The organism is Gammaproteobacteria bacterium (assembly GCA_028819075.1).
Taxonomy (GTDB): Bacteria; Gemmatimonadota; Gemmatimonadetes; order Longimicrobiales; family Gaopeijiaceae; genus BD2-11.
Genome location: JAPPMM010000014.1, coordinates 161,843 through 186,921, shown reverse-complemented (window position 1 = coordinate 186,921; position 25,079 = coordinate 161,843). Strand labels below are relative to the sequence as shown.

The 25,079-nt window shown below is 67.6% G+C and carries 21 protein-coding genes and 1 pseudogene; 14 read left to right on the top strand and 8 right to left on the bottom strand.

Features of this window, described 5'->3' with window-relative positions; translation table 11 throughout:
* The first annotated feature begins 24 nt into the window (after positions 1–24).
* From hpt to cdaA, 3 genes are all read left to right on the top strand, one after another.
* Positions 25–531 (top strand): hypoxanthine phosphoribosyltransferase, encoded by a 507-nt coding sequence (gene hpt, locus OXU32_01980; GenBank protein ID MDE0072739.1) that lies wholly within the window; start codon positions 25–27, stop codon positions 529–531.
* 35 nt (positions 532–566) lie between these two features.
* Positions 567–2,645, top strand: coding sequence for an ATP-dependent zinc metalloprotease FtsH (gene ftsH / locus OXU32_01975; GenBank protein MDE0072738.1), 2,079 nt, complete (start codon positions 567–569; stop codon positions 2,643–2,645).
* 64 nt (positions 2,646–2,709) lie between these two features.
* A complete protein-coding gene (gene cdaA / locus OXU32_01970; protein ID MDE0072737.1) occupies positions 2,710–3,543 on the top strand; it encodes a diadenylate cyclase CdaA in 834 nt (277 codons plus the stop codon).
* Between the two features lie 73 nt (positions 3,544–3,616).
* Here the strand turns inward: cdaA and OXU32_01965 are convergent, their stop codons facing one another.
* Complete coding sequence (locus tag OXU32_01965) at positions 3,617–4,843, bottom strand: sorbosone dehydrogenase family protein (GenBank protein MDE0072736.1); 1,227 nt, start codon at positions 4,841–4,843, stop codon at positions 3,617–3,619.
* A gap of 188 nt (positions 4,844–5,031) precedes the next feature.
* Between OXU32_01965 and OXU32_01960 the strand changes: the two genes are divergently transcribed.
* Positions 5,032–6,870, top strand: a complete 1,839-nt coding sequence (locus tag OXU32_01960) for a hypothetical protein (GenBank protein ID MDE0072735.1) — start codon at positions 5,032–5,034, stop codon at positions 6,868–6,870.
* Between the two features lie 6 nt (positions 6,871–6,876).
* Here OXU32_01960 and OXU32_01955 read toward each other — a convergent pair whose 3' ends face one another.
* Complete coding sequence (locus OXU32_01955) at positions 6,877–7,509, bottom strand: peptidylprolyl isomerase (protein MDE0072734.1); 633 nt, start codon at positions 7,507–7,509, stop codon at positions 6,877–6,879.
* Between the two features lie 250 nt (positions 7,510–7,759).
* On the opposite strand from OXU32_01955, the gene OXU32_01950 reads away from it, so the two are divergent.
* The 5 genes and pseudogenes from OXU32_01950 (at position 7,760) to OXU32_01930 (ending at position 11,508) form a co-directional block, all read left to right on the top strand.
* Positions 7,760–9,190 carry a putative DNA binding domain-containing protein gene (locus OXU32_01950; GenBank protein MDE0072733.1) on the top strand — a complete coding sequence of 477 codons (1,431 nt, stop codon included), beginning with the start codon at positions 7,760–7,762 and terminating at the stop codon, positions 9,188–9,190.
* 20 nt (positions 9,191–9,210) lie between these two features.
* Positions 9,211–9,475, top strand: a pseudogene (locus OXU32_01945) (type II toxin-antitoxin system HicB family antitoxin).
* 427 nt (positions 9,476–9,902) lie between these two features.
* On the top strand, positions 9,903–10,367 hold the full coding sequence (locus OXU32_01940) for a hypothetical protein (protein MDE0072732.1): 465 nt from the start codon (positions 9,903–9,905) through the stop codon (positions 10,365–10,367).
* Positions 10,368–10,625: 258 nt separating this feature from the next.
* Complete coding sequence (locus OXU32_01935; GenBank protein MDE0072731.1) at positions 10,626–10,898, top strand: hypothetical protein; 273 nt, start codon at positions 10,626–10,628, stop codon at positions 10,896–10,898.
* 19 nt (positions 10,899–10,917) lie between these two features.
* Complete coding sequence (locus OXU32_01930) at positions 10,918–11,508, top strand: hypothetical protein (GenBank protein MDE0072730.1); 591 nt, start codon at positions 10,918–10,920, stop codon at positions 11,506–11,508.
* Positions 11,509–11,677: 169 nt separating this feature from the next.
* Here OXU32_01930 and hydA read toward each other — a convergent pair whose 3' ends face one another.
* From hydA to OXU32_01915, 3 genes are all read right to left on the bottom strand, one after another.
* Positions 11,678–13,159, bottom strand: coding sequence for a dihydropyrimidinase (gene hydA, locus OXU32_01925; GenBank protein MDE0072729.1), 1,482 nt, complete (start codon positions 13,157–13,159; stop codon positions 11,678–11,680).
* A 154-nt stretch (positions 13,160–13,313) separates the two neighbouring features.
* Positions 13,314–14,009: an HAD family hydrolase gene (locus OXU32_01920; protein MDE0072728.1), complete on the bottom strand. Its 696-nt coding sequence runs from the start codon at positions 14,007–14,009 to the stop codon at positions 13,314–13,316.
* 114 nt (positions 14,010–14,123) lie between these two features.
* Positions 14,124–16,427 carry a hypothetical protein gene (locus OXU32_01915; GenBank protein MDE0072727.1) on the bottom strand — a complete coding sequence of 768 codons (2,304 nt, stop codon included), beginning with the start codon at positions 16,425–16,427 and terminating at the stop codon, positions 14,124–14,126.
* Between the two features lie 118 nt (positions 16,428–16,545).
* Between OXU32_01915 and OXU32_01910 the strand changes: the two genes are divergently transcribed.
* From OXU32_01910 to OXU32_01895, 4 genes are all read left to right on the top strand, one after another.
* Positions 16,546–18,438: a gamma-glutamyltransferase gene (locus tag OXU32_01910; protein ID MDE0072726.1), complete on the top strand. Its 1,893-nt coding sequence runs from the start codon at positions 16,546–16,548 to the stop codon at positions 18,436–18,438.
* 2 nt (positions 18,439–18,440) lie between these two features.
* A complete protein-coding gene (locus OXU32_01905) occupies positions 18,441–20,171 on the top strand; it encodes an amidase family protein (protein MDE0072725.1) in 1,731 nt (576 codons plus the stop codon).
* Positions 20,172–20,408: 237 nt separating this feature from the next.
* Positions 20,409–21,413: a peptidyl-alpha-hydroxyglycine alpha-amidating lyase family protein gene (locus OXU32_01900; protein MDE0072724.1), complete on the top strand. Its 1,005-nt coding sequence runs from the start codon at positions 20,409–20,411 to the stop codon at positions 21,411–21,413.
* Positions 21,414–21,418: 5 nt separating this feature from the next.
* Positions 21,419–22,747: a 6-bladed beta-propeller gene (locus OXU32_01895; protein ID MDE0072723.1), complete on the top strand. Its 1,329-nt coding sequence runs from the start codon at positions 21,419–21,421 to the stop codon at positions 22,745–22,747.
* On the opposite strand, the gene OXU32_01890 is transcribed toward OXU32_01895, so the two are convergent.
* A complete protein-coding gene (locus tag OXU32_01890; protein MDE0072722.1) occupies positions 22,665–23,141 on the bottom strand; it encodes a hypothetical protein in 477 nt (158 codons plus the stop codon). The genes OXU32_01895 and OXU32_01890 overlap by 83 nt on opposite strands.
* 191 nt (positions 23,142–23,332) lie before the next feature.
* Between OXU32_01890 and OXU32_01885 the strand changes: the two genes are divergently transcribed.
* Entirely contained in the window at positions 23,333–23,677 is a 345-nt protein-coding gene (locus tag OXU32_01885) for a hypothetical protein (protein ID MDE0072721.1), read from the top strand.
* Positions 23,678–24,109: 432 nt separating this feature from the next.
* Here the strand turns inward: OXU32_01885 and OXU32_01880 are convergent, their stop codons facing one another.
* Together OXU32_01880 and OXU32_01875 are read right to left on the bottom strand one after the other, a co-directional pair.
* Complete coding sequence (locus OXU32_01880) at positions 24,110–24,553, bottom strand: RES domain-containing protein (protein MDE0072720.1); 444 nt, start codon at positions 24,551–24,553, stop codon at positions 24,110–24,112.
* A gap of 3 nt (positions 24,554–24,556) precedes the next feature.
* The gene (locus OXU32_01875; protein MDE0072719.1) at positions 24,557–25,024 is read right to left on the bottom strand and encodes a DUF2384 domain-containing protein; all 468 of its coding nucleotides are present in this window, start codon (positions 25,022–25,024) and stop codon (positions 24,557–24,559) included.
* Positions 25,025–25,079: the final 55 nt, after the last annotated feature.

Here is a 25,079-nt window from a genome sequence, read left to right as displayed (position 1 = left end):
GCTCGCCGCACCGGCAGGGGCCGCGTGCGACGCATAATCTTCACGCGCGAACAGATCGCCCTCAGGGTACGGGAGCTGGGCGACGAGATCTCGGCTTGCTACGAGGCGCGCGAGGAACTGCTGGTGCTGGGCCTGCTGAAGGGCTCGTTCATGTTCCTGGCCGACCTGGTGCGCTGCATCCATCACCCGGTCCAGGTCGACTTCATCGTGACTTCGAGCTACGGGTCGGGTATGGTATCATCGGGAAACGTGCAGCTCCTCTACGACCCCGAAGTGTCGCTCGGGGGGCGCCACGTCATCCTCGTGGACGACATCATCGACAGCGGCAGGACCATGGCATCCCTGGTGCCCATCATCCAGGCGCGCGGACCGGCCAGCCTCGAATTGTGTACCTTTCTTCACAAGCGCCGGGAGGGCATCGCGCACGAGCCCAGATGGGTCGGCTTCGACGCCCCCCCGGAGTTCGTGGTGGGCTACGGGCTCGATTATAGCGAGAACTTCCGGCATCTTCCCTACGTCGCAAGCATCTGAGAGCACGGGCCGGTGGTCCCGGAGTACTCTGAATAATGTCTGATTCCGAACAGAACCGACCCGATTCCGGCAGCAGGTTCTCCCGGCTCTCGCGCACCGCCTCATTCTGGATTCTGCTGGCGCTCGTGCCGCTCCTCTTCTTCCAGATCTTCAGTCCGGGCGGCAACGCGGGCGTCGAGCTCACGTACACCGAGTTTCGCGAGCAGTTGGCGTCCGGCAACATTCGCGAGGTGACGATCGTCGATTCGCGCAGCGTGGAGGGCGAACTGCGCACCCCCGTGAACCGCGACGGCGAAGACATGAGCCGCTTCGTCTCCATGCTTCCCGGGGAGATCACCGACGGGCTGCTCGACGAGCTTCAGGCGCGCAACGTCGTCATCAGGGCAAGGCCCGCGAGGGTCCCGGTCATGGAGAGGGTGTTCGCGTTTCTTCCCTGGATCCTCATGGCAGGGATCTGGATCTGGTTCGTGCGCAGCCTCCAGAGCGGGGGCAACCGGGCCTTCCAGTTCGGCCGTTCCAAGGCCAAGCTCATCTCGCCCGACACGCCCAAGGTGACGTTCGAGGATGTCGCGGGCGCGGACGAGGCCAAGGAGGAGCTCCAGGAGGTCATCGAGTTTCTGAAGGATCCGCAGCGCTTCGTGCGCCTGGGTGGCCGCCTGCCCAAGGGCGTGCTCCTGGTGGGTCCCCCGGGCACCGGCAAGACCCTGCTGGCGCGGGCGGTGGCGGGCGAGGCCGCGCGTCCCTTCTTCCAGATGTCGGGCTCCGACTTCGTCGAGATGTTCGTGGGCGTGGGCGCCTCGCGCGTGCGCGATCTCTTCGAGCAGGGGAAATCGCATGCGCCCTGCATCATCTTCGTGGACGAGATCGATGCAGTGGGCCGCCACCGGGGCGCGGGCCTGGGCGGGGGACACGACGAGCGCGAGCAGACGCTGAACGCGCTGCTGGTGGAGATGGACGGCTTCGAGTCCAACGACGGCGTGATCCTGCTGGCGGCCACCAACCGGCCGGACGTGCTCGACCCGGCGCTGCTTCGTCCCGGCCGCTTCGACCGCCAGGTCGTGGTGGACTCCCCGGACATCAAGGGCCGGGAGGGCATCCTGGGCGTGCACGCGCGCAAACTTCCGCTGGCCGAAGATGTCGATCTCTCCGTCATCGCCCGGGGCACCCCCGGCCTGTCGGGCGCGGATCTGGCCAACGTCTGCAACGAGGCCGCGCTCATCGCCGCGCGCGAGGGCGCCGACCGGGTCGCCATGGCCCACTTCGAGAAGGCGAAGGACAAGGTCATGCTGGGGGCCGAGCGCAAGAGCCTGGTGCTCACCGAATCGGAGCGCGAGCTGACCGCGTATCACGAGGCGGGCCATGCCGTGCTGGGGCTGCGCATCCCCGGCCTCGACCCCGTGCACAAGGTCACGATCGTCCCGCGCGGGCGCGCCCTGGGGCTCACCGCGAGCCTCCCCGAGGAGGACCGGCACTCCTACACCAAGGATTGGCTGGAAGGGCAGTTGGTGATGTTGTTCGGGGGACGCGTCGCCGAGGAGATGCGCTTCGGCCCGACCAAGGTGACCACCGGGGCAGGGAACGACATCGAGCGCGCCACCAGCATGGCGCGCCGGATGGTGACCCGTTTCGGCATGTCCGAGCGGGTGGGCCTGATGGCGGTCGGCGATTCGGAGCAGGAGATCTTTCTCGGCCGCGAGCTGGTCCAGCGGCGCGAAATCTCGGAACACACCGCGGAGCTGGTGGACAGCGAGGTCAAGCGGCTCCTGGACAGCGCACACGATCGTGCGCGCGTGCTGCTGGAGGAGCACAAGGAGCTGCTCGAGACCATCGCCGACGCGCTGCTCGAACGCGAGACGCTGGGCCGCCACGAGATCGAGCTGATCGAGCAGGGGGAACCGTTGCCGCCCATTTCGCTCGAGGAGCCGCCGATTCCCGGTGAGGAAAACGGAAGCGAGCCGCCCGAGACCGGGGAACCGCTCGACGGCGCAACGCAGCCGATAGCCGGGAGCACGCCCGACTCCCTCCGCGAGCCGGAGGAGGCGGTTCCCGTCTCTTCCGCGCCCGTCGACGGACCCGCTGCCCGAACGAGGGGCTCGCACGCAGACGACCCTTGACCGCCCGTCGGAAACACCGGTCCGCCCGAATGCAACCGCGGTCTTCCAACGCGGCTGAGAACTCATGAGCGCCGGGGATCTGTTCGCGCTTTTCGCGCCCGGCTGGCTCGATATCCTCGAGATCCTCATCGTCGCGGCGCTGGTTTACCGCATCCTGCTGTTCATCCAGCGCACCCGGGCCATGCAGATCCTGCTGGGCGGGCTGCTGATCGCGGGCGTCTACGCCATCGCGCGCCTGCTGGGCCTTGACCTCATGCGCTCGATCATGGACGCGGTCTTCCAGTATGGGGCCATCGCCGCGCTGGTCGTCTTTCAGCCCGAGATTCGGTCCACCCTCGCCCGGCTGGGCCAGGCGCGCATGCTGCAACTGTTCAACCGGCTCGGGGAAACCCAGGTGGTGGAGGAGATCGCGGGCGCGGCCGAGCGCCTTGCGAGCATGAAGATCGGCGCTCTGATCGCCCTGGAGGGGGAAGTCGGACTGGACGAGTACGCGCAGACCGGCAGCCGTCTGCGAGCGCGCGTCTCACGCGTGCTCCTGGGCGCCATCTTCACCCCCAATTCCCCGCTCCACGATGGCGCCGTGATCGTCTCGGGCGACACCATCAAGGCGGCGGGGGCGATTCTGCCGCTCAACCGGGCGCCGGTTCCCGACCGCACGCTGGGCACCCGGCACCGCGCCGCGATCGGGCTGAGCGAGGAGACCGACGCGGTCGTGGTCGTGGTCAGCGAGGAGACGGGCCGGATTTCCGTGGCGAGCCGGGGGGTGCTCGAAAAGGGAGTCGACGGGGCGGGCCTGCGGGAAGCCGTCGCGGCGGCCGGCCCCAGGGCGACGACGGGGACTCGGGAACCGGCGGGCAGCGCCGGCCGGGCCCTGGCACGCGCTTTGCGCCTGCCCTGACAGGCGAGCGACAAGCTCCCCTCAGAGCCCTTCGTGGCGCGTCGCTGACGCTCCTCGGGTCCCTTGGGGGCCCCTATCCCGCGAAATGGATGCGGAAGATGCGGTTGCCCGCGTCGTCGGAGACGAGCAGCGCGCCGTCCGGCGCCTGAAGCACGTCCACGGGGCGGCCCCAGACCTCCTTCTCGTCGTCGTCGCGGACGATGAACCCCGTCAGGAAGTCCTCCGGCGGGCCGGAAGGGCGTCCGCCCTCGAACGGGATGCGCACCACCGAATAGCCCTTCAGATCGAGCCGGTTGATGGATCCGTGCAGTGCGACGAAGGCGTGGTTGCGGTATTCCGCGGGGAATCCCTCGCCCGTGTGGAACGCCATGCCCATGGGAGCCGCATGGGCCGGCAGCAGGACATCGGGTACGAGAGTGCGCTCCACCAGGTCCGGCCGCGCCCCGTTCAGGATCGGTTCCGGGTTGGGCCCGATGTACGCGTAGGGCCACCCGTAGAAGCCGCCCTCCCGCACCGAGGTGACGTAGTCGGGGGCCAGGTCGTCGCCGAGATGGTCGCGCTCGTGCACCGCCGTCCAGAGCGCGCCCGTCACCGGGTGGAAGGCGAGCGCGACGGGGTTACGCAGCCCGCCCGCGAACACCCGATGTCCCGAGCCGTCGGGCCGGTACTCGTTGATGGCGGCGCGGCGCGGGTCCGTGCCCGGCATTGCATTGGTGGCGGAACCGACTGCCACGTACATCCGTTCGCCATCGGGATCGAAGACGAGATTGCGCGTCCAGTGGTTGAACCCGCGGGTCCGGCTGACGTCGATGCCCAGGCGTTCGGCGGTATCGTGATCGAGGGCATCGCTGCTGACGGGCAGGTCCACCACGTGTTCCGGCGGACCGTCCGCGCGCGTCTGACCGGGCGCATAGCGAAAGCGCACCACCGCGTCGTTGTTGCCTACGTACACGTATCCGCCGCGGAAAGCGATGCCGTACGGCCGGGTCAGGCCCTCGGCGAAGGTTGCCCTGTGCTCCGCCACTCCGTCGCCGTCGGCGTCCCGCAGCAGCGTGATCGCACCGCTCCGGCTCTCTGCCACGAACACGTCGCCGCCCGGCGCGAGCGCAAGCCGGCGGGGAGCCGCCAGGTCGTCGGCGAAGACGTTCACGGCGAAACCGGATGGAACCGAGAGGGTCGCCCCTTCCGGCCGCTCCACGATGCTCGGGATGGCGCGGTTCCATGGGGTCTCGAAAGGCTCGGGCAGCTGCTGGGCCGCAGCAAGCAACAGAAGCAGCGGAATGGAGGCCATCGAAGTCATGAGAGGCTCGGGACGGAGCGGTGGGCGAACCGACATCCTGAGTATACGCCTCCCTGTGTCCGAACCCGCAACCCGGACGCCGGGTAGCAGGATCTTTCCGGAGCGCCTCACACCGGAGCGCCGTCAACCCTTCGTCCCGGCCGCGCATCCTAAAAGGGACAGCCACGCCCTCAGGGGAGCCATCGCCAATGCCGAACAGCCCAACCAGTCTCGCCAGACGCATCGGTCTTGCAGCCGTCCTCGTCTGCCTCGCCTTGCCGCTGCCTGCCGGCGCCGCCCAGGAAGAAGCGGCGAGCCCCGAAGCCGATTCGATCGCGCTGCTCGAGGAGGCGCAGCAGGTGCAGAAGGAGTTCGAGCGCTTTCGGGAACAGCGGCTTCCGCCGGAGTGGAGCGGTTTCGGAGGCCAGTGCGATGCTCTCGTGGGCCGGATGTGCCTCCGGCACGGAGACGGGGAAGCGCCCCCCGTGGAGCCCGCTCCGCTCGAGGTCGAGATGGCGCGCATGGACATGCTGCGCACGCTGGGACGCATCCACTCCCGCATCCCGCGCGACAGGTGGGTGCTGGGACAGCGGGTCTACTACCTGAGGGAGCAGGGGGAGCTGCTCCGGGCGGAAGCCCTCACCGACCGCTGTCATCCCGACGACGAGTGGTGGTGCATGGCGCTCAAGGGATACCTGCTGCAGTCGCTGGGAGAGAGCATCGAGGCGGAAGCCATCTTCCGCGAAACCATCCCGCGAATGCCCGAGGAGGAGCGGGAGAGATGGCTGGCGCTCGACTACCTCCTGGACGAGGAGGCCCGCGAGCTCTTCGAGGATGCCGATCCCGCACAGCAGGCGGCGCTGCGCCAGCGACTCTGGCTGCTTGCCGATCCGCTCTACCTGGTCGAAGGCAACGACCGCGAGGCGGAACAGTACGCCCGCCGCACGCTGATCCGCATCCGCGAGTCGGCGGAGAACCCCTACGACATTCCCTGGGAGGAGGACCTGGAGGAGCTGGTCGCCCGCTACGGGGGCGAGGTGGGCTGGGAGCGCGGCCGGCCGGCGCGGCCCGCTTCGGGCATGCTCCAGGACAACCGCTTCATTATCGGGCGCCACCGGCCCCACGGGCGCGAGTTCATGCCCGCGGGGGCGTTCTTGGAGGATCCGGCCGGCGTCCCCGTGCGCGCGTGGGAGATCGAGGACCGGGCGCCGTGGACCGGCTACGCCGCCTGGTACGCCCCCATCATCACCACCATGGACGCGCAGGTGGCGCGCTTCCGGCGCGGCGACTCGCTCCTGGTCGTCGCGGGCTACCAGCCCGCGCCGCCGCCGGAGGAGCCCGCCCGCCCCACGGTGCGCGAGACCGCCCCGGGCGCCGATCCCTTCGCGGCCTTCGCCGCCCCCCCGCCTTCGCCCCCCGCGGCGGCCGGCGCCGTCGAGTCGGGGGTGTTCGTGCTGACCCCGGAGGGCGAGCGGCTGGTCGACCAGCGCGGCAGCGCGCGCGAGGGCGTCGTCACCGCGCGGGTGCCCAACGGCGACTACATCTTCGGCATGGAAGTCCTGGAAGACGCCGACGACCGGGGCTGGAGGGTGCGCGGCGGAGTACGGCAGGAGAACCTCCCCTTCGGGCTTGCGGCCATATCCGACGTCGTGCTGCTGGACCCCGCCGGCGATCTGCCCGAGAGCCTGGACGAGGCCCTGCCCAGGGTGCTGGGTTCAACCCGCGTCCGTTCCGGCGAGCCCTTCGTGGCGGGCTGGGAGGTCTACGGGCTCCAGACCGGGGAGAGTGCCATCGTCGGCATCACCATGCAGGACGCAAATCCCGGCTTGCTCGCGCGCGCGACGCAGTTCCTGCGCCTCACCACCCCGGAGGCGCCCCTGGAGCTGAGCTGGGAGGAAGCCGGACCCGACGAGCTGGGCACGGTCTTCCGCGCCATCGCACTCACGCTGCCGGAGGTCGAGGCGGGTGAGTACGACCTGATCCTGACCGTGCAGCTACCCGGCCGGAGCCCGATCGACGTCACGACACGCCTGACCGTAGAGGAGTAGCTCCCGTCAGTCGGCCCGCCGCACGGACGTGATCCGCACCGGCGGCGTCAGAGCCTGTGCCTCGTAGGGCTGCCCCTGGATCGCGCGCACCACGTCCATCCCGCTCACCACCTGCCCGAAGGCCGCGAATCCCTGGAGGTCGGGGTTGCGGTTGCCGCCGAAGTCCAGCGACGGCTGGTCGTTGATGCAGAAGAAGAAGCTGGAGGTGGCGCTGTCGGGCTGTCCACGCGCCATCGAGATAGCCCCGTCTACGTGGCGCAGCCCGGTGACCGAGGTGCGCTCCATGGGGATGGCATCGAATCCCTGCTCGGCGAACTCCTCGTTCACGCTCGCCTGAATCACCTCGATGCGGACGGTGTCGTTGGGCTGGTTGTCCATCGTGACCGTGCGATGGAACTGGCCGCCGTCGTAGTGGCCCGCGTCCACGTAGCGCAGGAAGTTGGCGGAGGTGCCCGGCGCGTTCTCGGTGTCGATGTCCACCTCGATGTCGCCGAAGTCGGTGGAGATGATCACCCGCACCATTCCCGTCTCCTGGGCGCTCCCCTCCGCTTCCTGCGGAGCCTCTTCGGCGGACTCGGCGCAGGCGCCGGCGGCGATCAGAAGGATGGCGATGGTCGACGCGAGTATTCCCTTGCGCATGGGACGAACCTCCTGTGGATCGGGTCGTTGCAGGAACCACGATGATACGGCGCGGAGCGCAGGCGAGCCAGCGGCGCGACATGTACGTGCATCCCAGATCCACCGGTTGGCGACCCATTCTTCCATTGACCCCGGTTAATCGCACGCGGTAGCGTTGGGTGTCACCGGGCAGCCTGGGAGCGCATCCCTGGCGGACGAGACAATGAGCGCGTAATCCGCGGGAGCTTTGGGGGGATGTGTGAGAGGTGAGTTGAAGGCCCTGTCCGACCTGGTCGCGCTCGGCGAAGGGTCCGAGGTGGAGTTCAAGCGGTCGCTGAGGTCCGACCTGGGGCGCGAGATCTGCGCGTTCGCCAACGCGACCGGCGGCGTGATCCTGCTCGGCGTGGACGACGACGGCGCGGTTCGCGGCGTCGAAGGACACAACCGGTTGAAGTCCCAGGTCCAATCGGTCGCGCGGTCCGCCGATCCCTCGATCAGCGTGGACATGGAGAGCATGGGGGATGTGCTCGCCGTCAGGGTGCCCGCGCAGCGTGGCAAGCCCTACTCGTTCGGAGGCAAGTTCTTCGTGCGCCACGGGGCGTCGTCGCAGCAGATGTCGCGCGACGAGATCCGGGAGTTCTTTTTCGCGGTCGGCGCAATCCGCTTCGATGAGAGCCCGTGTCGCCGATTCTCGCTGGACGACGACCTCGACGACGAGACCTGGACGACGTTCCGCCGGAGGGCGAGGATTCCGGCTCACATGGAGCCCGAGACCGCTCTGGCCAACCTGGATCTCCTGACCACCGATGGTGGAGTCACCAACGCGGGGGCGTGGCTGCTCGCGAAGGACATCCGGAGATTCCATGTGAGCGCCCACCTGTCCTGCGCGCTGTTCTTCGGCACCACGAAGACGGAGATTCTGGATCGGCGCGACTTCGCCGACGACGCGTTCTCGATCATCGACGGCGCCATGACGTGGGTCCGCTCGAAGATCAACGTTCGCTACGTCATCACGGGTTCGGTGAACCGGGAAGAGCGTCCCGAACTCCCGCTGGACGCGATCCGCGAGGCGGTGGTCAACGCGGTCGCGCACCGCGACTACCGTTCCGCGGCCAACGTTCAGGTCTGCCTGTATCATGATCGGCTCGAGGTTGTGAGCCCGGGTGGCCTTCCGGCGGGGATGACCGAGGCCGAACTGGGCGTGAAGAGCGTTCCGCGCAATCCCCTGCTTTTCGGGATGCTGCACCGCATGGATGCCGTGGAGCACATCGGATCGGGCATCCGGCGCATTCGCGATCTCTGCCGCGAGTGGAGAGTGCCCGCTCCGGTGATCGATGTGTCGGAACACTGGGTGACGGTGACCTTCCGACGCCCGGCGCTGGGAGGCGATGGTTCGATCGCAGCCGTCAAGGAACCAGGTCGGTACCAAGTCGGCACCAAGTCGGCACCAAGTCGGCACCAAGTCAGGATTCTCCGTAAGTCGTTGACCGCGCAGCCTATCACGGAGCTCATGGCGATGGCGGGCAGAAAGGACCGCACCAAGTTCCGGAACCAGGTTCTCCGGCCGCTGCTGGGGGCTGGATGGATCGAGATGACCGTGCCCGACAAGCCCAGGAGCAGGAACCAGAGGTACCGGACTACTGCGGCAGGGCGGGAAGTACTGGCGGCGGTGGATGGGGAGGATGTCCAAGGGCAGGCTTGACCCAGGAAGGGAGGAATCCGATGAAGTTCCCAGTGGTGATCGGAAAAAGGACCGAGCAACTACGCAGCGTACGTGCCGGATCTACCGGGATGCGTGGCGACTGGCGGAACTAGGGACGAAGTTGCCCGCAACATCCGAGATGCCATCGAGTTCCACTTGGAAGGGATGCGGGAGGATGGCCTGCCTAGCCTGGAGCAGCAGGCGTTGGCGACAGTCCATAGGAGAGCCCGTGAGCGGAATCCCCTGAGCGTTCAACCAGCGAAAGCTATCGGGTTTGGCGCTTAGCTGTAATATCAACCTCACATTATGTTATGTCTCCCCTACATGTTGCCGAGGACGCAAGCGCAAACTCGGGTCGGCGTCGCCGAATCGGTCTCGCTCGCCGCGGCCCGTCAACGGGCGCTCGCCAACCGCAAGCTCACCCGCGCGAGCGGGCGTTCCCTTGGCTGAGAAACGGCGGCTGATCGGCATCCCGACCTTCGCCGAGGCCGCCGAGCGGGTGGTCGAGTAGAAGCGGGCGAGTATCTATGATACCGGAGCGAACGGGGACGGATCGCTAGTAGTTGTTTGCCGCAACCCCCACGCGCAGGGCAGGACGCTACACGGGGGCGAGCGGAACCAGCGGGACTCGCCCCGCAGGCATCGGTTTCGCATCTTGTTCCATCCCACCTGCGTGTCTCTCAGAGGGGTAAGCCAACACGTGGATATGTTCTTGTCGATACTCGCGGTGATCGCCTTTATCGGTGCCATCCAAGTAGTGACAGTCCTCCGACGGCGCAGGAACCGGAGAGAGGCGGTTGCCATCCTTCAGCCGGTATTGAGCCAGAATATCTCAGCAGCTTTGGCGGCAGAACCCGGGACCGAATTACAAGAGGTCGAGAAGCTCCTTGAGATGATTCCGGCCCTTTTGGCGGCAGGTGGATGGGAGGGTTTGGAGAACACGGCAAGGATCTTCGGTCAAGCCCTCAACGAGGCAGTGCGTGAACTGGAGGTGGAAGCCGCAGACGAGTTTTCGAGAATGAAACTGCAGATGATCAAACGCGCCATGGTTGAACGAGGCGTCTACCTGTTGGAGAATCTGGAAGCACCATCTGATAAAGAGGCGTCGGCAAGCCATAGGGGAAACCATGACCCTTGCACGCACGTTCCGGGGAGCGCAGACCTCGGAGGGTTCTAAAGGGCGCAGCCGCCCCTTGGCCAGACCGCGATGTTCAACGTCGCGTCGGGCACGCACCTTAGCGCACCAGCATCTCCCGCACCGGGCGCTTCTGCCATCCGATTCGCCGCCCAAGCGGCGGCGGTGTGGAAGATACCGCTTGCGCTGGTCCTGCTGGCTATCATGAACAGGGATCTATCGGATGCAGGTTGAGCATCTCCGCTCCCCCTTGGCCTCGATCTGGAGCGACAACGGCCCGGACCTCCCAACGGAGTCGTGATGAACCGCGAACAACCGGACCTGCTCCGTCAGAGTGAGGGCTTTGAACGGATGCAAAGGAGCCTGACGGTATCGCTCATCGCCACCAGTCGCGAAGGTGAGGGCATTGGCCCCAGCGTGCGAGTGTGCCGCTTGGACGACTCCCTTGCTGAAGTCCGGGCCGCCAACCTCAACCCGATCTTCGACTATCTTCCCGTCGAGGCGGCCGATGGCAATATCGTCGGTCTGTTCTCTGCCAAGAGGGTCCATCAACTCATCTGGCGTGGACGATGAAGCACCCGTCAGGGATCGCTTGCGTCCGCTCTCGGAAGCGGACCTGATCGGCGCGGACGCGACGATTCTCGACTACGTTTCCCGCGTTCGACCAAAGCCCTTGCTCGTGGTCTCCGGCGGGAGAATCAACGGCTTGGTAGCGTGGTCTGACCTTCAGAAGCTGCCTGTTCGTGCTGCCGTGTTCGCCTTGGTCACCGGGTTCGAGCTAACGATGTACGAAGCGATCAAAGCGGTTTTCCCAGAGGGAGACGGTTGGCGGAAGCATATCAGTAACAAACGGCTGGAAGGCGCGGAGAAGGTGTACGAGAAGCGGGGTGGCAACGAGAGCGACGTTGAGCTGCTGCTATGCACCGAGTTCTGTGACAAGAGGACGATCCTAACGAAGTGTCTCCCGTTCGATTCCCTAGCCAATAGTGCCGGTGCCGTGCCGATGTCCAAGGGGAAGTTTGAGGACAAGGTCAAGAGGATCGAGGGCCTTAGAAACCCCTTGGCCCACGCCAGTTCCTACGCGATGAAATGGGACGACGTCGCGAGCCTCAGAAAGACAGTGAAGATCCTGGTGGAGTTGCGCCGACACATCAAGATGGCCGTCCGAACGTGTGCCGTGTAGGCGATGGTTACGTCCGCCCACGTCCACCAACTACCGCGACGTGATCCTCCCCACGATACCTGCTTGGCCACCCCGACGCGGTTCTGGAGCCAATCCCGCATGGGACTTGGACTAACGCCGTGCCGCAGGCCGGGTCTGGAAGGTTGACGGCACCTCCCATCTCCGTGCCCTACGGCGCCTGCCATCTCCCGCGGCGCAGCAGTTCCCCACTGCCCGCCCCGGCGAGAACCTCTCCGTCTTCGTAGACGACCTCGCCTCGGCGGAGCGTCATCACGGGCCAGCCTGTGACCTCCCACCCGGAATAGACCGAGAAGCCGGTGCCGGAGAACATGTCCTCGTCGCGGATGGTGCGCGTCTCGTCCGGATCCCAGAGGACGATGTCGGCGTCCGAGCCCACCGCGACCGTGCCCTTGCGGGGATAGAGTCCGAAGAGCTTGGCGGCGTTGGTCGAGGTCACCGCCACGAAGCGCTCCTCGGAGATGCGCCCCTGGACGACGCCCTCGGAATAGAGCATCGGCCGCACCACCTGGAGGTTGTTCAGGCCGGCCCGGTGCCGGGAGATGGTTTGCGACGGGTCCATCTTCTCGTCGCGCCGATAGGCGACGTGGTCGGTGCCGAGCACATGCACCGATCCGCTCGCGATTCCGGCCCACAGGGCGTCCTGGTCGCGCTGTTCGCGAAGCGGCGGCTGCCCCACATACAGCCCGCGGTCGGGTCCCTCGAAGCGCTGCCGGGTGAAGTGGAGGTAGATGGGGCGGGTCTCGACAAAGACGCTGAGCCCCCGCTCCCGGGCATCCTGCAGCACGCGTAGTGCCCCTTCCGAGGAGACGTGGACCGCATAGATGGGTGCCCCCGTGGCTTCGGCCATGGCGACCGCCCGCTGGGTGGCGACCACCTCGCCGACCACGGGCCGGCTGTCCGGGAAGTACTCGAGCGAGGTGCGTCCCGCGGCGGTGAGCTCGGCGACTGCGCGGGCGAGGATGGGTCCGTCCTCGCAGTGCACCATGGTCAGGACGCCGGCACGCCCCGCCGCGTCCATGGTCGCCATGTAGTCCGGCACCTCGGCGTCGAACGCGGCGCGCACCATGAAGATCTTGGTGCTGGTCTGGCCGGTCTCGGCGGCCAGGGTGGTCATCTGGCCTTCCTGGGTTTCGGGGTCGTTGATGCCCGCGTGCAGGATGACGTCCGCGATCGACTGCTCGCGGATGAGCGCCGCCTCGCGCTCGATGGCCTGGGCGAGCGTCCGTCCCCCGGCCGGGAAAGCGAAGTTCGAGATGGTGGTGATGCCCCCCGCCAGCGCCGCCTGCGACCCGGTGCGGTAGTCGTCCCGGCGGCTGCCCCCCAGGTGGACGTGCGGATCCACTCCGCCCGGCATGACCAGGAGCCCGGTGGCGTCAATGGTGCGCGCGCCGGCCCCCGCGGCCAGCCCGGTCCCGATCTCCACTATGGTCCCGTCTCGCACCCGCACGTCGGCGGCGAATCGCCCCTCCGAGGTGACCACGGTGCCGCCGCTGATGAGGATCTCCTGGGCGGCCAGGGCCGGCGGGAGCGCTCCCGCCGCCAGAAGGCCGGCCGACAAGAGGGTAAGGAGAGCCATTCTCGGCGAGAGGACGGCGCAAATGCGGGCGTGGCGGCTCAGCAGACGGGTCATGGCGTCCTCCGGGGCGGCGGGTCGGCGTTGAAGGACACGATAGCCCGCGTGGGACGCGAAGAGCCAGACTGTGCCAACGCTTTGCACGGGAGCCGGCCGCGCGACCGCCAGACGGAGCCGGCCGCGAGCCATACCGACGACGCCGGCCTGACGGTTATCCCGGAACGATCTCCCCGACCCCTGCGAACACGGCTCGCGGCGCATACCCGGCAAACGTCTCCGCGGCCGTCGTCCCGGTCAGAACCGCGACGAACCCCATGTCCGCGTCCCGCGCTGCCTTCGCGTCCACCTCCGAATCGCCCACGAAGACGCAGTCACCGGTCGCGAGGCCCAACGCGCCCGCCGCTCGCAACAGCCCATCCGGGGCCGGCTTGGGCCGGGGCACGTCGTCGCTGCCCACGACCACATCCACAAACCCGAGCAGCTCGTCCCGCTCCAGAGCCTCCTCCACCCGGTGCCGGTACTTGGTCGATACCACGCCGAGGCGGTATCCCGCGCCGTGAAGCGTCCTGAGCACGCGTCCCGCGCCGGGCAGAAAGACGGTGCTGGCGACCATGACCTCGTCGGCCTTCCTCGTGAAGTGCCGGAGGAACTCCGGTCCCCGGGGTTTCCATTCCTCGCCCGCGAGGATACCGAGCACCGTGATGAGGTCGAGGCCGATGGTCCGGCGGATAGCATCCTCCGGGGCAGGGGGAAGCCCAAGGCAGGAAAGCGCGTGATTCATGCAGACCACGACGCCCGTGGAGGAATCCGCGAGCGTGAAATCGAAGTCGAAGAGCACGGCGCGGGCCTGGACGATCTCCGGGTGCAACGATCCTGCCCGCTGCGCGTGAGCGTCAGGTCTTCCCATGGGACTCGGCTGCAAGGGGCTGGGGCGGCAGACTGGAAGCGACGAGGACGGAAGATAACGCCGATCGGCCGGGGTGGTTGCCGGCAGGAGCCCCGATAGCGACAGAGCCTCCCCTTAGAACGGTGCCAGCGCGCGCAGGTGCCATTTCCATCCGGGCTGATGTGCAGAGTCGCCACCGCCGCCCGGCCTTCCGGGAACCGGGACGCCCTGCTCGTGCCACGCCGACACGGGACGGGCCAGATCCGCGCGCAGAAAACCGTTCAGCAGAGAGACGCCGATCCCGAACGACTGCAGGCTGCTGCCATCCACCGACGCCCAGTCGTGGAAGGCTGACACGGCGGCCAGGCTGACCCTGCGCTGGAACTCGACCCGGCTTCTCCACACCCCACGCCCGCGCAGCACGACACGCGGATAACCCCGCAGCCATTCACCCGAACCCCCGAGACGCCAGATTTCCTCAGGCGCCGGGTCTCCCCGGATGTGAGCGCCACCGGCTTCCAGCGCCGTCGCCCAGCCGGTGGACAGGGGGATGACCAGCCTGCCTGTGACCGACAGGCTGACGCTGGGAAAGTCGCCGATCAGTCCCTGCAGCGAGACGTCGGCGCCGCCGTTTACCCTGCTCCCGGTAAAGCCACCCCACCACGGCCTCAGATAGACATCGGCTCCCGTGCGCCGTCGCGTTTCGCCGTACAACGTCGTGGTCTTCTCGGAAAAGACGCGCAGCGATGTCCACAGGCGCTCGCCGCTCCGAGGCAGAAGCTGAACGGCCGCTCCCTGCGCCAGGTAGTACCACGAGGAATCGGCGGCCAATTCGAGGCGTTCCGGGCGCCTCCCGGCCACCCTGCCGCCGGTTGCGCGGAGGGTGCGGTACAGCGAGAAGCGTGTTCGAGGACCGGTTCTGCCGTGCTCGACGGAAAAGTCGACGCTGGGCTCGGTCCGCCGCATCGCCGTGCGTACGGTCAGCGCGCTCCGTCCCCATGAGTGGTCACGGAGGAGACGGGTGCCCGCCGAGAGGCCTTCCACGGGATTGTATCGGAGGAGAGCCGGGGACAGTATCGGCGGGTCGAAGGACCACGGGCCGGCTCCACGGTCGACCTCCGCGCCTGCCGGATCTCCGGGGAAGCGGGCCAAGCCAATGGGATCGAGGATATTCTCCGCCTCTTCGAGCTCGCCCGCGTAGATTCCGCTCTCCCGTTCCTCCCAGATCGACGGCGGGAGCCGGTCGGAGGCTGCGAGCGCGCGCCAGTCTCGCGGCACGATCACTACCGTGCCGGAGTCGGGTTCGGAGTCGTCCTTGATGTCGACCGTGTCTCCAGGCTCGCGCCAGGACCGAACCAGCTCTTCTGTCGTCACCGTCGTGGCCGGGTCCCCGTCGGCGGTCGAGATCTCTTCTATCTCGAAATCCCAGTCGTGGCGCGCCTGCGCCGTGACCAGAGTCTCCGAATGCTCGGCGTCCATCTCGTCTCCGCCGACGCCGTAGGCCGCGAAGCTGGCTCTGCGGGGGAGCCAGTAGCGGGAATTCCAGAGGGTGTAGTCGACGACCACTGCCGGCATGCCGAGTTCCAGCCGGGGAACCAGGGCGGCGTACCCGTAAGCCAGGGCGCGCTCGAGCAGAGAAGGAGGCGGTGGTGACTGCGCCTCGAAGTCGCCCAGCGGATTGCCTTCGACCACCAATCCAATGCCCCCTTCCCAGTCACTTCCAAAGCGCAAGCTTGCCTCCGATTCGATGGCCTTGGCGGGACGATAGATCGTGCGCACCACGCCGAAGGTATCCGGGTCGATCCAGAGGACCGCAAAGACCAGCCCGAGGTCGAGGAAGCGCGGGCTGGCAGTGACGCTCACCGCCTGGATCGACTCACCGCCCTCGAGGAGGACGGAAATGGTGTCTCCGGAACGGAACCGGTAGAAGCGATCGGCGTCGTCATCCAGAGGAGTCACCGACGGGACAAACCAGGACTCCCTGTAGTTGGAGCCGAACATCGAGAGCACGAAGAGACTGAAAGGATCGCGAAGCGGGTCACTGGCGAAGCGTGCCCCCGTCCCCTCGGGACGAGGGGGTTTGAAGCGCTGCCCGCCGACCTCCAACCGGGCCCCCAGCACCCGCAGGACCGTCGGTCCATCCTTCGACCAGCGGACGCGGGTCGCCGATTCCAGCCGGACGATGGGCCGGTCGCGGACGAACACCGCCGCTTCGACGGACGAGCGCTCGCTGACCACCGCCGTGTAGGCCTCGATGTCCGACAGAGCGGAGTCGCGCGCCCCCCGCGCGCCCTCCATCAGGTACCGGGCGGTCTCGTCCAGATAGACGCGCGAAGCGGTCGGACCATTTCCCCGTCCGGCATCCGGTCGCTGTGCCGCCGCCGGCGAGGCGACACCTGCGGCCAACAGGCAGGCTGTAACCAGGGTACGCTCAGCCACGATCGTTCGACCTGCCATGGTTGCCTGGGGCATGTGGGGAAGTAGGTTCTCAACATATGGACGTTGATGGGAATGTGCGGGTTGCCGCGGTATCTGCGCGCACAAGGAGGCCAAAGCGATGAAACATTTGACATGGATGGTCGCAGTCGCGGCCCTGGGACTCATCGCGTGGCGCGGATCGGGGATGGGCGCCGGGGAGGAAGCCGCGTCGGCCGAAGATGGGAGCGTCTTCGCCACTATCGCCCCCTTCAACAGCTACGGCCACGTCCACGACGCCGACAACGTCGAGGCCATGCGGCCGCGCGTCATGGGCACGCACGGGGTGATCTCCTCAGGGCACTACCTGGCCACGCAGGCCGGCTACGATGTGCTCAGGGCCGGAGGCAACGCCTTCGACGCCGGGGTGACGGCGGGAATGGCCCTCAAGGCGCTCAAGATGGACTATGCGGGATGGACCGGGGTCGCGCCGCTCATCCTCTATAGCGCAGCGGAGGACCGCGTGATCACCCGGGTCGGGGCAGGGACCTCGCCCGCGCTCGCCACCCTCGACTACTTCCTCGAACACGGCAAGTCGCCCATCAACAACGCGCTGATTCCGGCGGACGTCGATGTCTGGCTCGCCGCGCTCGACCGCTTCGGCACCCTCAGCTTCAGCGAGGCCGCGCAGCCGACGCTGCGCATCGCGGAGGAGGGATATCATCTCTACAAGATGCAGAAGTGGATGATCGAGGATCAGATGGAGGGGATCCTCGCCTTCCCCTACAACCGCGATTTCTGGTTCCAGAAAGGAGTCGGGGAGCAACGTCTCGGCGACCTGATGGTCAACGCGGACCTGGGACGGCTCATCCGCTACATGATGGAGGCGGAGCGGCGGGCGCTGGCCGCGGGCGGAAGCCGTTCCGATGGAATCCGTGCCGCGCGCGACGCCTTCTACAAGGGAGATCCGGCGCGCGACGTGGACCGATTCTTCCGCGAGCACGGCGGAATCGTGCGCTACGAGGACTTGGCCAACTACGAGAGCCGCTGGGAGGAGCCCCTGGGCACGAGCTTCCAGGGCTACGATGTCTACACGGGCGACGGATGGAGCCAGGGACCGCGCATCGTCCTGATGCTCAACATGCTCGAGAACTACGACCTGCGGGCGCTCGGCTACAACACGCCGGAGTACATCCACCTCCTCTCCCAGGTCATCGACCTGGCGATGGCGGATACCCACAAGTACGTGGGCGATCCAGACTTCGCGCCCGCGCCGGAGGGATTGTACGGGAAGGCGTACGCGCGCGAGCGCATCGGGCTCGTCGACGAGAAGAGCGCGTTTCAGGACATGCCGCCGTGGGGCGACCCGGCGGCGATGGCGGCGGTGGCCGACGGCGCCCCGACGAGCTTCGTGATGGCGAGCGGGGAAGGAGAGGGGTCGGACGGCTCCATCGACACTTCGTCGCTCAGCGTCATGGATGGCGAGGGCAACCTCTTCTCCCTCACCGAGAGCGATGGCCACACCTTCACGCCCATGATCCCCGGATGGGGCTTCGGGCTCGGCAATCGCATGGGCCAGTTCAACCTGGACCCGGGGCTCGCGAATGTGATGGCGCCCGGCAAGCGCCCGCGCAACACCAACGCGCCGCTCCTGGTGATGAGGGACGGGCACCCGTTCATGGGGCTCTCCACCCCCGGCGGCGATCAGCAGCTGCAGTCGCTCCTGCAGGTCTTCCTGAACGTGGTGGTATGGGGGATGTCCCCCGAGCAGGCCGTGGACCAGCCGCGTTTCGGCAGCTACAACTTCCCGGGCAGCGGGAGCGAGGTGAACCGCAGCCCCGCGCTGCTCCGCATGGAGGACCGCATCCCGGCGGAGACCGCGGAAGCACTGCGGGCGATGGGGCACGACGTGCAGTCCTGGGGCCTGTGGAACTGGCGCGCGTGCGCGCCCACGGTGACCTGGCGCGATCCGGAGACTGGCTTGATGATCGCGGCCGGGGACGTGCGCCGGGAGACGGCGTCGCTCGGATTCTGAACGTGACCCCGCCCCTCGTGCGTATCCCTCGATCCCTTCACGCCTCCGCGGCTCTGCTCTTGATCGTGTTGTCGGCGTGCGCGGCGCCGAGCCCGGACACAGCAGGCTTCTCCGTGGTCGAGGCCGGCATCCCGGAGCTGCAGGCGGCGATGGAGCGGGGGGAGCTCAGCTCGCGCCAGCTGGTGACCGAGTACCTGGTCCGCATCGGGCTGTATGAAGACCGGCTAAACGCGGCAGTCTCCGTCAACCCGAACGCCCTGGCCGAGGCGGAGGCGCTGGACGCCGAGCGGGCGCGCGGCCAGGTGCGCGGGCCGCTGCACGGGATTCCGGTTGCGCTCAAGGACAACATCCACACGACCCACCTCCCCACCACCGGGGGTGCCCTCGCGTTCGAGGGGTACGTGCCGCCCTACGAGGCCACCCTGACCACGAACCTGCGGGAGGCCGGCGCGATCATCATCGCCAAGGCTGGCCTCACCGAGTTCGCCAACTGGATGGCGGGCCCGCCCAGGCCGATGCCGGGCAACTACAACGCCCTCACGGGGTTCGCCTACAACCCGTACGATCCCCGCCGCGATCCGCGCCCGGCCACCAGCGACGGGCGCCCCGCGCTCAGCACGGGCGGTTCCAGCTCGGGGGTCGGCACCGCCGCGAGCTTCTGGGCCGGCAACGTCGGCACCGACACCGGGGGCTCGGTGATCAGCCCGTCCAACGCCAACATGCTGGTGGGGATCCGGCCGACGCTGGGGCGCATCAGCCGCTGGGGCATCGCCCCGGTCACCCTCGACCACGACATGGCCGGCCCCATGACCCGCACGGTGGCCGACGCGGCGATCATGCTCGGAGGGATGGAAAGCGCGGCCCCCGACCCCAACGACCCGGCCACCGCCATCTGCGAGCCGCCGCCGGACCGCGACTACACCCGGTTCCTGAACCCCGACGGCCTCGAAGGCGCCCGCATCGGCATCCCGCGCGCCTTCTACTACGACCCTGTGCGCCTGAATGGGGAGGAGAACGCCAGAGGCGGACTCACCGAGGCGCAAGCGGCCCTCATGGCGGAGGCGATCGCGGTGCTCGAAGCTCAGGGCGCCGTCGTCGTGGATCCCGCCGACGTCCCCAGCTACACCCACCCCGACCCGGACTCGAACTTCGCCGCCTGGGGTTTCTGCGCGGGCGCCCACCAGGCGAAGGGCTCCGACCAGAACTGCTCGGTGAACTTCAAGTACGGCGCGAAGCGCGACTTCAACGCCTGGTTGGAGAGCCTGGGCCCGGACGCGCCCGTGACGACGCTGACCGAGCTGCGCCAGTGGAACTTGGACCACGCGGACGCCGGCGCCGCAAGGTACGGCCAGTCGCGCTTCGACATTTCCGACGAGATGGACGTCGAGGCCGACCGCGCCCGCAACGAAGCCGACATGGCGCGCGACGAGCTGCTCAGCCGCACCCGCGGCATCGACGCCGTGCTCGCCGAGCACGATCTGGACGCGATCTTCACGCCGGGCAGTCGTGGCGCCGGCCTTGCCGCCCGCTCCGGCACCCCGATCGTGGTGGTGCCCTTCGGTTTCGTGCCCAACGAGCCCGCGACGGCCTTCCCGGAAGGGTTCGATGCCCGTCCCGCACCCTTCGGCGTGGGGTTCACCGGGGCCAACTGCAGCGAGCCCCGACTGATCGCGCTGGCGTACGCCTTCGAGCAGGCCACGCGCCGCCGGGTGCCGCCTCCAGGGTTTCCCTGAGCGGGATCCGTTCCCAGTGGCACCAAAGTCTCCCTCCGTTTATACCCTCCAAGCGCTGTTGCATTTCGAGAAAGGCAACAATTTGTTGCCTTTTGGGATTGGCAACACTCCACAGAGGGTCTGGTGGAGGAAGACCCAGCGCATCCTGACCGCTTTCGGGGCACGCGGCCATCCCCCACATTGCCCTTTCAACCCTCCTGACCGTTCCTGCGTGCTTCCACGATCGGAGATGAGACGATGAAGAAGCTGCTCCTGCTCGCCCTGTCCCTCACCTTCGCGATGCCCGTCCTCGCCCAGAACCACGCGCCCAATCCCTACCGCGCGGTGCCGGACGTCTGGGGCGAGTTGCCCGAGGACCGCACCTGGGGCTCGACCAGCGCCGTCTATCCCGCCGCCGACGGCAACATCTGGGTGGCCGAGCGCTGCGGCGAGAACACCTGCGTGGGCCACGACGACCTCGATCCCGTCCTGCTCTTCGACGTAGACGGCAATCTGCTGCGCAGCTTCGGCGCGGGGATGTTCGAGTGGCCGCACGGCATTCACGTCGACCCCGATGGCAACCTCTGGGTCACCGACGCGCGCGGGGGCGAACGGCGCGGCCACCAGGTGCACAAGTTCACCCCCGTGGGCGAGCTCATGATGAGCCTGGGTCAGGCCGGTGTGGCCGGCGACGGACCCGACACCTTCGACCAGCCGTCCGACGTCCTGGTGGCTCCCAACGGCGACATCTTCGTAGCCGATGGCCACGGCACCGGCGGCAACAACCGCATCGTCAAGTTCAACAGCGCGGGCGACTTCATCATGGAGTGGGGCAGCACCGGGGCCGAGAACGGCGAGTTCCGCGATCCCCACGCGCTGGCGATGGATTCCCGGGGCCGGCTCTTCGTCGGCGACCGCAAGAACAACCGCCTGCAGATCTTCGACCAGGACGGCAACCACCTGGACACCTGGACCCAGTTCGGCCGGCCCAGCGGGCTGTTCATCGACGCCAACGACGTGCTCTATTCGGCCGATTCCGAGTCCTCCACCGGCGGCGGCATACCCAACGCCGGCTGGGTGCGCGGCATCCGCATCGGCAGCGTGGTAGACGGGCTGGTCACCTCCTTCATCCCGGATCCCGACTGGCACGTGTATGTGCGGGGCACCACCGGGGCCGAAGGGGTGGCGGCGGACGCCTTCGGCAACGTATACGGGGCGGAGGTGGGACCGCGCATGCTGCGCAAGTACATGCGGGTGCGGTAGCTGCGATGAAACGAGTCGCGTGCCAGATCGTGGCAACCCTGCTCGCCGTCCCGGCCGTGGCGCAGGACCAGTCGTTGACGGTGGACATGATCGAGGTCTACCGCGCAGGCGGCGCGGACGCGCGGGAGGAGTGGGCCTTCTTCGGGCCTGCCCTGCGCGCGAGCTTCGATGGAGCCGGCAACTTGGTCGTGTTGGATGTTCTGGACAATCGCGTCGTTGTCATCGGGCCCGATGGCCAACTTGTGCGTTCCGTCGGCCGCAAGGGCGAGGGACCGGGCGAGTTCCAGCAAATCAAGGCCCTCGCGGTGTGGCGCGACGGCCGCATCGCGGTACCCGACCAGCGCCATGCCGCGATCCAGGTGTTCAGCCCGGACGGCGAACTTGAGCGGTTCGTCAGGATGGATGAGGAGGAGAAGCCTCTATCCAGCTCCCTCGGTCACGAAGAGATCCGGGCCGATCAGTCGGGCGAGAGGCTCGTCGCTCAAGGGGTCGCCGGCGTGCTGGTCGAAATGATGAACCGCATGAATCGGCTTGTGGGGTATCAGGAAGACGAGGCTTCGCCGGGGGTCAACGACCGCGCGCTCGAGACACTGGACTTCTCCGGCGACATGGTGGCATCAAGGCCCATCCTGCAGGGATGGAGAGCCCCTCGCCTGGAACCCGGGCTGTCGTCCGCCGATGCAGAGGATTGGGGGAAGGTGGTCGCGTCGATGGAAGACCGGTACTTCGAGCCGGGGTTTCACTGGGATGTGCTGCCCGACGGCACCATCGCCTACTCCGACTCCACGGCGTACGCCATCAAGCTCGCCTCTCCCGATGGATCGGTGACCGACGTGCTGAGACGGCCGCTCTCGCCGGAACCGGTTTCCGCGCGCGTGCGGCGAGCAACGATCGCCTACCACCTCGAGCGCCTCGAGCAGTGGCTGGAGAGGCCTCCCTCGACAGATCTTCCTTTCATGGCGCCGGATCCGGAGGCGCGCCGGCAGAGGATTCGCGAGCGGGGGTTCTACCGCGAAATCCCCGTGGTGCGGGGACTGAAAGCCACCTGGGACGGCGGACTGTGGATCCAGCGCCGCGGCGAGGATCCATGGGACGACGACGGCCCGATCGATGTCTTCAACGCGAACCGCGAGTACATGGGCACACTGCCCGACGGCGCCCCGGGGATGCCGATGGCGTTCGGACCCGGCGGTCTCGTCGTCCATCTGGAACGTGATGAACTCGACGTGCCGACCCTCGTGGTGAGCCGGCTTACCTCCGCCACACCCCCACCCCGTTCTCGTACACGATCTCCGTCCCGAACGGCCGCGACAGCTCCGCCAGGTGCTCGATGATCCTGCGGCCCAGATCCTCGGGAGCGATGCGCGGCGTGCCCCGCTGTGACCTGGGCGCCTTCCAGCCCAGCTCGATCGGGTGGAAGACGATCTCCACCGCTTCGCTTCCCTCGAAGGTCACCACCGGCACCACGCTCTCGTACCACCGCGAGTCGGTCGGGAAGCCGGTGGTGGGGTTTCCGTCCTCGTCGACCCGGAAGCGGGTGTCGTAGATCTCCGAGGCGAGCCGGTCCAGCGGGAGGCCGTAGCGGTCGCGCTGGTCGGACGGCATGGGGTCGATGGTCTCGTTCTGGAAGATGAAGTCGCCCAGCGAGTAGAAGATGGGCCGGCCATTGTGGATCTCGACGCCGCAACTGGTGCGGCCCGTGAATGATGAAGGTGGCGGCCCCCTCATCGATCACCTGGCGCGCGAACTCGACCATCCAGTCGGGCGGCGTCATGAAGGCGTTGCCGGGCTCGTGCGAATGGCTGTTGGCCACGACGTAGTCGCCTTGGTCGGTGGCGTTGCGCACCTCGTGCAGCACCCGCTCTCGGTCGACGTCGTTCAGCGTGACGATCGAGCGGTCCTCGTCGCCGGGATACACCGTGATCCCGAATGCCCGCACGGACACTCCCTCGTCCTCGTCCACTTCGATTCCCTGCGCCCGCGCCACCTCCCGCAGGGCCTCCATGGTCGCGGGCGATCCCTCGTGGCGGGTGCTCAGCCGGAGGGCGTTGAGCCCCGGCCGGCCCTGCACGGTGGGCCCCGCCCGCCCGGCGCGCGACATGGGCGTGTGGGTCGACGCCATCCCGATCAGCGCGATGCGCCCCTTGGGCGTCTCCAGATACCCCGGCCGGCTGGCCCATCCCAGGTTCTCGCCCGCGCCCGCATGCACCAGCCCCCACTCGTCCATCAGCTTGCCGGTGAGCCGCATGCCCTCCACCCCGTAGTCGGTGGTGTGGTTGTTGGCCCGATTGAAGAGGTCGAACCCCATGTCGACCAGGTCCTTGAGCGTCTCGGGCGAGCCCACCTCGTAGTTGCCCCCGTTCTCGGCCGCGGGCCATCCGGTGAACTCCTGCAGCCGGAAGACCGACTGCTCCAGGTTCATGAAGGCGGCGTCCGCGCCCTGGATGACGTCGACCAGCTCCTGGAAGGCAGGGTCGCCGGGATGATCGAACTGCATCACCTGCCGGTTCATGATCACGTCGCCCGCCCCCGCCAGAGTCCAGCGGGTACCCTCGTCGATGGGCGAGCGGGTCTGGGCGTGGCCCGTCAGCGGGACCGTGAGCAACAGGGCGGCAGCGACGATCATCGCAACGGGGCGCCCGAACTCGAGTTCGGCGGAGATCACGCGCATCGGAGTCCTCCTGAAGAAGGCCGAATCAACGGAAGCGTGCATCCCAAACTACGTCGACAGCCTCGGCCACGCTCACGCGCGCGAAGTCCGGATGCAGCGGGTTGAGGATCACGTTCCAACCCCAGGGCTGCGCGACGAAGGAAGGTACCTTGAGCGCAACGGACCGGGCCGACTCCACCCAGGCCGCCCCGATCCGCTGCGACCTGGCTCCGCTCCGCCAGTCCGGATGTTCCGCTTCGCCAACCGCCGGAACAACGCAGTCATCGGGAATCACGATGCGGGAAGCCCGCTGACCGGCGGGCAGATCCCCGGCCGGGACATGTGCGAGTTGCTCGAGCAGTGCTCCCTCGTACGCAAGCGAGGCATACACCATCCGAATGCCCCGCGGATTCCAGCGCCCGCCGGTGAGTCTCGCACCGACGCCGTCCAGCGCCGGATGGACCGCGGGATGGATCCTGTAAACGTCCAATCGTCAGGCGGGCAGGCCGAAGTGCAACGAGTACAGGATGTGCTCGACCTGCCGGGCTCCAACCGCGGACAAGGCGCGATCGATGGGGCGCGCCCTTCCCAGCATGGGATGCCGACACGTGAGCCATTGAGCAGCCCACTCCTCGCTTCCTCCCACGTATACAGCTAGCGCGATGATCGATGCCACGCGCAATACCGTCTCGCCCTCGTCCTCCTTGAGCTTTTCCCGACGCTGCAGAGTGGCCCGGGGAACGATGCCGTTCACGTAGTCCGAGGCACGGCGAACGCCAAAACGCTTGAGTTCGCCCTGAAGCTGTCTGACCGCTTCGGTCGGGAGCCCCTCGGCAACCGCCTTGCGAACTGCCTCCAGGCTGGAGCCCTCGCCGTAGACGGGGCTTGTTTCGCGAACCATGCGTCCGGCTAGCTCCCTGAGGCTGAAGGAGTCACCGCAGTGGTCTGTCGCAGTGGTCATTGGGGTTCCTCGACGTCCTCGTGTGCTGACGGATGCCGCTGCCACGTGAATAGTG